The sequence below is a fragment of the Streptomyces indicus genome, assembly GCF_900100315.1.
Classification (GTDB): Bacteria; Actinomycetota; Actinomycetes; order Streptomycetales; family Streptomycetaceae; genus Streptomyces; species Streptomyces indicus.
In genome coordinates, this window is the sequence record NZ_FNFF01000011.1 from 228,746 (window position 1) to 234,857 (window position 6,112).

General features: G+C 70.5%; 5 protein-coding genes. All 5 read left to right on the forward strand.

Features of this window, described 5'->3' with window-relative positions:
* The first annotated feature begins 29 nt into the window (after window positions 1-29).
* The gene (locus tag BLT97_RS25410; protein ID WP_093614056.1) at window positions 30-956 is read left to right on the forward strand and encodes an N-acetylneuraminate synthase family protein; all 927 of its coding nucleotides are present in this window, start codon (window positions 30-32) and stop codon (window positions 954-956) included.
* Between the two features lie 34 nt (window positions 957-990).
* Window positions 991-2,184 carry a hypothetical protein gene (locus BLT97_RS25415; RefSeq protein WP_245769538.1) on the forward strand — a complete coding sequence of 398 codons (1,194 nt, stop codon included), beginning with the start codon at window positions 991-993 and terminating at the stop codon, window positions 2,182-2,184.
* Between the two features lie 207 nt (window positions 2,185-2,391).
* Window positions 2,392-3,627: an amidohydrolase gene (locus tag BLT97_RS25420; RefSeq protein WP_093614058.1), complete on the forward strand. Its 1,236-nt coding sequence runs from the start codon at window positions 2,392-2,394 to the stop codon at window positions 3,625-3,627.
* A 435-nt stretch (window positions 3,628-4,062) separates the two neighbouring features.
* Window positions 4,063-5,145: a BMP family lipoprotein gene (locus tag BLT97_RS25425; protein ID WP_093614124.1), complete on the forward strand. Its 1,083-nt coding sequence runs from the start codon at window positions 4,063-4,065 to the stop codon at window positions 5,143-5,145.
* A 360-nt stretch (window positions 5,146-5,505) separates the two neighbouring features.
* On the forward strand, window positions 5,506-6,112 hold a 607-nt coding region (locus BLT97_RS25430), incomplete at its 3' end, for a BMP family lipoprotein (protein WP_143041385.1).

Sequence of the window (6,112 nt, forward strand, 5' to 3'; positions counted from 1 at the left end):
ACCTGTAACCCAGTTAGGAACCACCTGCCATGACCAGCACCTCCCGCCTCCGCACCCTCGGCAAGAAGACCGCGGGTCCCGGCCGCCCCGTCTACGTCACCGGCGAGATCGGCATCAACCACAACGGCGACCTCGAGAACGCCTTCGCCCTGATCGACGCGGCCGCCGACGCCGGCTGCGACGCGGTGAAGTTCCAGAAGCGCACCCCGGAGATCTGCACCCCGCGCGACCAGTGGGACATCGAGCGCGACACCCCCTGGGGCCGCATGACCTACATCGACTACCGCCACCGCGTGGAGTTCGGCGAGGACGAGTACCGCGCCATCGACGAGCACTGCAAGAAGCGCGGCATCGACTGGTTCGCCTCGCCGTGGGACACCGAGGCCGTCGCGTTCCTGGAGAAGTTCGACCTGCCGGCCCACAAGGTCGCCTCCGCGTCCCTGACGGACGACGAGCTGCTGCGCGCCCTGCGCGCCACCGGCCGCACGATCATCCTCTCCACGGGCATGTCCACCCCGAAGCAGATCCGCCACGCGGTCGAGGTGCTCGGCTCGGACAACATCCTGCTCTGCCACGCCACGTCCACGTACCCGGCGAAGGCCGAGGAGCTCAACCTGCGCGTGATCAACACGCTCCAGCAGGAGTACCCGAACGTCCCGATCGGTTACTCCGGCCACGAGACCGGCCTCCAGACCACGCTCGCCGCGGTCGCGCTCGGCGCCACCTTCGTCGAGCGCCACATCACCCTCGACCGCGCCATGTGGGGCTCCGACCAGGCCGCCTCCGTGGAGCCGCAGGGCCTGACCCGCCTCGTGCGCGACATCCGCACCATCGAGGCCTCGCTCGGCGACGGCGTCAAGAAGGTCTACGAGTCCGAGCTCGGCCCGATGAAGAAGCTGCGCCGCGTCACCGGTGTCGTCGCCGAGGCCGGCGACCGCGAGCCGGTCGCCGTCTGACCGGCCACGGACCCCCACCCCCCACGGTGACGTCATGACGTCCACGCACGGCCCCGCCGCGTCCGCTGCCCCGGCAGCGGGTGCGGCGGGCCCGGCCGCCTCTGCCTCGAAAGCCGCCTCGGCCACCGAGGCCTCGCAGACCTCCCCGGTCACTGAGGCCTTCCCGGTCACCGAGGCCTCGCGGGCCACTTTGCCGACCCTCGCCTTCGTCGAGAGCCCGGTGCAGGTCCTGAACGTTCTGGAATGGGCGCACGCGCACGGCTGCCGGGCCGCGGACCTCACCCTCGTCGTCCTGTCCCCGACGGACCCGATGACCCGCGGCCAGCTGCGGCGCATGGCCGAACTGGCCCGCGACGAGGGCCACGGGGTCCGCTGGGAGGAGGCGCGCGGCGGCAGCACGGCGCCGCTGCGGACGATCACCAGGCTCGCCCCGCTGCTGCGCGGCACCCCCCGCCTCGTCATCGGCGACCCCTTCTCCCGCTACGTGCAGCTCCTGCTGACCCTCACCCGCGCCCGCGACCTCGTGATCGTGGACGACGGCACCGCGACGATGGAGTTCATCGCCCAACTCGCCCGCGGGGAACGCCTGGTGCGCTGGCACCGCAAGGGCGGTCGGCCCGGCCCCCGCGACCTGGTCTTCGCGCCGTTCGCGGCCTCGGCCCGCCGCCGCCTGACCCCGTCGGCCCACCGTACGGTCGAGGTCTTCTCCTCGATGCCGGTGGAGGCACCGCCCGGCGTCACGGTCGTCCCGAACACCTTCCTCTTCACCCGCACCCGCTTCGGCCCGCCCCGGATCACCAAGGGCGCGGACCTGGTCGGTACCTCCCTCGTCGAGACCGGCGTCGTGGACGGCGCCCGCTACCTGGAGGCGGTCCGCGCCCTGGCCGCGGCGCACGGCGCGACCCGCTACTTCGCCCACCGCCGCGAATCGGCCGAGAAACTGCACGAGTTGGCGTCCGTCACGGGTCTGGAGATCGTCCGCCCGGACCTTCCCCTGGAGCTCATCGCGCGCCGGGGCCCCATCGGCCACCGCATCCTCAGCTTCCCGTCCACGGTGGTGCACACCCTGCCGCTGGCCCTCGCGGGCACCGGTGTGGAGGTCGCGGTCTGCGACATCGACCCGGCTTGGCTGACCGAGGGCGCCTCGCCCCGGGCCCAGGGCTTCCTGTCGGGGGTCACGGGCACGGCCCGCGACGTGCACCGGTTGCAGTCGGTGCGCACGGCGTGACCAGGCGTACGCAAGGGGCGTACCGGTAGCCTTGGAGCGGGTGCGTCGCCGCAAGGGCCGCCCCGGGCAAACCAGAAGTCATACCCGCCCGCACAACCCACCATGCGCACCCTGACCGAGTTTCTTACGTCAATCTGGCTGAACTTTTGTTGATCGAGGCTCAGTTGGCCCTTGCACCGCCTTACGCTTGCGAGGGTGAACCAATTGATGTCCCGCACGACCGACACCCCAGAGGGTGAGTCCGCAGTCGCGGCAGCTCTGCCCGGCACGCTGCCCGAGCGGCTGCGTGCCGAGCTCGTCGCCTTCCGGCGCGATATGCACATGCACCCTGAGCTGGGCAATCAGGAGTTCCGCACCACCGCCGCGCTCAAGAAGCGGCTCGAGCAGGCCGGTCTTGCGCCCCGCGTGCTCGACACCGGCACCGGACTCGTATGCGACATCGGCACCTGGGACGGCGTGCGCCCCATGCTCGCCCTGCGCGCGGACATCGACGCCCTGCCCATTCCGGACACCAAGACCGAGGCCCCGTACCGGTCGACGGTGCCGGACCGGGCGCACGCCTGCGGTCACGACGTGCACACCACGGTGGTGCTCGGCGCGGGCCTCGTGCTCGCCGAGCTCGACAAGGCAGGTCAACTGCCGCGCCCCGTACGGCTGCTCTTCCAGCCGGCCGAGGAGGTGCTGCCCGGGGGAGCGGCGGACGCGATCGCCTCGGGCGCGCTCGACGGCGTCGGGAAGATCATCGCCGTGCACTGCGACCCGAAGGTCGACGCGGGCCGGATCGGTCTGCGCCACGGCGCCATCACCTCGGCCTGCGACCGCCTCGAAGTCGCCCTCGACGGCGCCGGCGGCCACACCGCGCGCCCGCACCTGACCACCGACCTCGTGACGGCCGCGGCCCGCGTCGCCACCGACGTCCCCGCCATCGTCGCCCGCCGGGTCGATGCCCGCGCCGGGCTCGCCGTCACCTGGGGCCGCATCGAGGCGGGCCACGCGCCCAACGTGATCCCGCAGCACGCCGAACTCTCCGGCACCGTACGGTGCCTGGACCTCGACGCGTGGCGCTCGGCGCCCGACGTGGTGCACGCGGCGATCCAGGAAGTCGCCGACCTGCACCGCGCGAAATCGGCCATCAACTACATCCGCGGCGTCCCCCCGGTGGTCAACGACCTGGCGGTCACCGACCTGCTCCGCGACGCCATGACCGCCCGCCGTGGCCACCTCTCCGTCGAGGACACCGAACAGAGCCTGGGCGGCGAGGACTTCTCCTGGTACCTGGAGCACGTCCCGGGCGCGATGGCCCGCCTCGGCGTCCGCACCCCGGGCGACCGCACCGCCTGCGACCTGCACCAGGGCGACTTCGATGCGGACGAGTCGGCGATCACGGTAGGAGTCGAACTCTTCACGGCAGCAGCGCTGTTGGACGCGTCTTTGCCGGCCTGACCCTGACGCTCACCGCCCCTCGCAGACATCGTCCCGGAACGCCGCAAAGCCCGCGGTCCGGTGGCCGTCCTCGCCGACCGCGGGCTCGGGGAGGTCGACACCCGCAGCCGCGCGGGGCGGCACGCACAACCCTGCCAGGGCCCCGCCCCACAGTGCCCTATCCCCACCCTGCCCCCAACTCCCCACCGTGGACCGGAGGTTGGGCCTATCCGGGCCGGGCGGTGCTGGGCGGGCCTGGCCGCCCGGTGAGTCGGCCCCCGTACGCCCCACCGCCCGCCGCGGAACGTTTCGGTAACGGCCGCGTGAAACCCCGTTCCCCCGCATTTCTACGCGCGTTACTGTGCGCCGAAACCGGTGCGCACGCGCATCGAATGGGGCGCCGTCAGCGGCGCGTTGGGGATTGAAGGGGTGCTTCCAGTGCGGCAGAAGCGGCGGATATCGCGGATATCGGGGATCTCCAGAGTGGCCGTGGCGGTCAGCGCCCTGGCTCTCGCGGCGAGCGCCTGTGGCAAGACCAGCACAGAGGCCAACACGCCTGAGGACAACGGCGGGGACAAGGGCGCCTCGACCTCGTACAAGGGCAAGGGCATCGGCCTCGCGTACGACATCGGCGGCCAGGGCGACCAGTCGTTCAACGACGCGGCGTACTCCGGATACGAGAAGGCCCGCGCCGAGTTCAAGATCGGCGGCGTCGACGTCGAGCCCTCCGACGGCGAGTCGGACGCCGACAAGGTGCAGCGTCTGACCTCGCTGGCCAAGCAGGGCTACAACCCGGTGATCGGCGTCGGCTTCGTCTACGCGAAGGCCGTCGGCGAGGTCAGCAAGAAGTTCCCGAACACCACCTTCGGGATCATCGACGACTCCACCGTCAAGGAGAAGAACGTCGCGGACCTCGTGTTCAGCGAGGAGCAGGGCTCCTACCTCGCGGGTGTGGCCGCCGCCAAGGCGACCAAGACCAAGACGGTGGGCTTCATCGGCGGTGTCGAGACCCCGCTGATCAAGAAGTTCGAGGCCGGGTTCGTGCAGGGCGTCCAGGACACCGACAAGTCGGTGAAGATCAAGCGCCAGTACCTGACGCAGCCGCCGAACTTCGACGGCTTCTCCAAGCCGGACCTCGGCAAGGAGGCCGCCAAGGGCATGCTCGACGCCGACGCGGACGTGATCTACCACGCCGCCGGTCTGGCCGGCCAGGGCGCGATCGAGGCCGCCGCCGACGCCAAGAAGTGGGCGATCGGCGTGGACTCCGACCAGTACAACCAGAAGGCTTTGGACAAGCAGAAGGCGTACATCCTCACGTCGATGACCAAGGACGTCGGCGGCGCGGTCTACGCCCTCACCAAGTCCGTCGTCGAGGGCAAGCCCCTCAGCGGCGAGCAGCGCTTCGACCTGAAGGCCGGCGGGGTGGGCCTGTCCGACTCCAACCCGGCGTACAAGGAGATGACCGACGTGGTCGCGGCCGTCGACAAGGCCAAGAAGGCGATCGAGGACGGCACGATCACCGTCAAGTCCACGCCGTAACGAAGGACGCGGGGACGGCCCGGAACGAAGGGCGCGGGGACGGCCCGGACCTGGCCGTCCCGGCCCGCGCCTCGGACCCGTGGCGGACCGCGCATTGGGCCGTCACGGGCCCGGTTCGTGTCGCGCGCGACGCCCGCCGGGCCCGTCACCCCTCGTCACCGCGGCATGACCCACTGCGCCGGACCGGCTGTTTCCGCTGGTCCGGCGCATTGCTTTGGCAGATGGGACAAAAGGTGCAAGGTGTGAGTCCTGGCACAGAGCGATAACGGGTGTTCCCCAGCGGTTTTAAGTTTTGTCTACGCGCGTTACGCTGCGGCGAACCATGCGTCATGTAGGCGCTGCACAAAGGAGAACCTCCCCATGCACCGGGTGTCCCGATTCGCGGTTGCAGGCGCTGCTGCCACCGCGCTCGCTGTCTCCCTTGCCGCCTGTGGCGGCAAGTCCACCGACTCCGGCTCTTCGTCCACGGACGACTCCAAGGGCAAGGGCGTCGCCATCGCCTACGACATCGGCGGCAAGGGCGACCAGTCCTTCAACGACGCTGCTTACGCGGGCATGGAGCGCGCGATGAAGGAGCTGAACATCGGCGGCGAGGACGTCGAGCCCTCGGACGGCGAGTCGGACGCCGACAAGATCCAGCGCCTCACCTCGCTGGCCAAGCAGGGTTACAACCCCGTCATCGGTGTCGGCTTCGCCTACGCGCCGGCCGTCAAGGAGGTCGCGGCGAAGTTCCCGAAGACCACCTTCGGCATCGTCGACGACGAGACGGTCAAGGCGAACAACGTCGCGGACCTCGTCTTCTCCGAGGAGCAGGGTTCCTACCTCGCGGGTGTGGCCGCCGCCAAGGCGACCAAGTCGAAGACCGTCGGCTTCGTCGGCGGTGTCGAGACCCCGCTGATCAAGAAGTTCCAGGCCGGCTTCGAGCAGGGCGTCAAGGACACCGACTCCTCGGTCAAGGTCCGCTCGC

Excerpts from the sequence above, each read along its gene's own strand:
- BLT97_RS25420 (WP_093614058.1), top strand. The coding sequence starts at position 2,392 with ATGTCCCGCACGACCGACACCCCAGAGGGTGAGTCCGCAGTCGCGGCA.
- BLT97_RS25410 (WP_093614056.1), top strand. The coding sequence starts at position 30 with ATGACCAGCACCTCCCGCCTCCGCACCCTCGGCAAGAAGACCGCGGGT.
- BLT97_RS25415 (WP_245769538.1), top strand. The coding sequence starts at position 991 with ATGACGTCCACGCACGGCCCCGCCGCGTCCGCTGCCCCGGCAGCGGGT.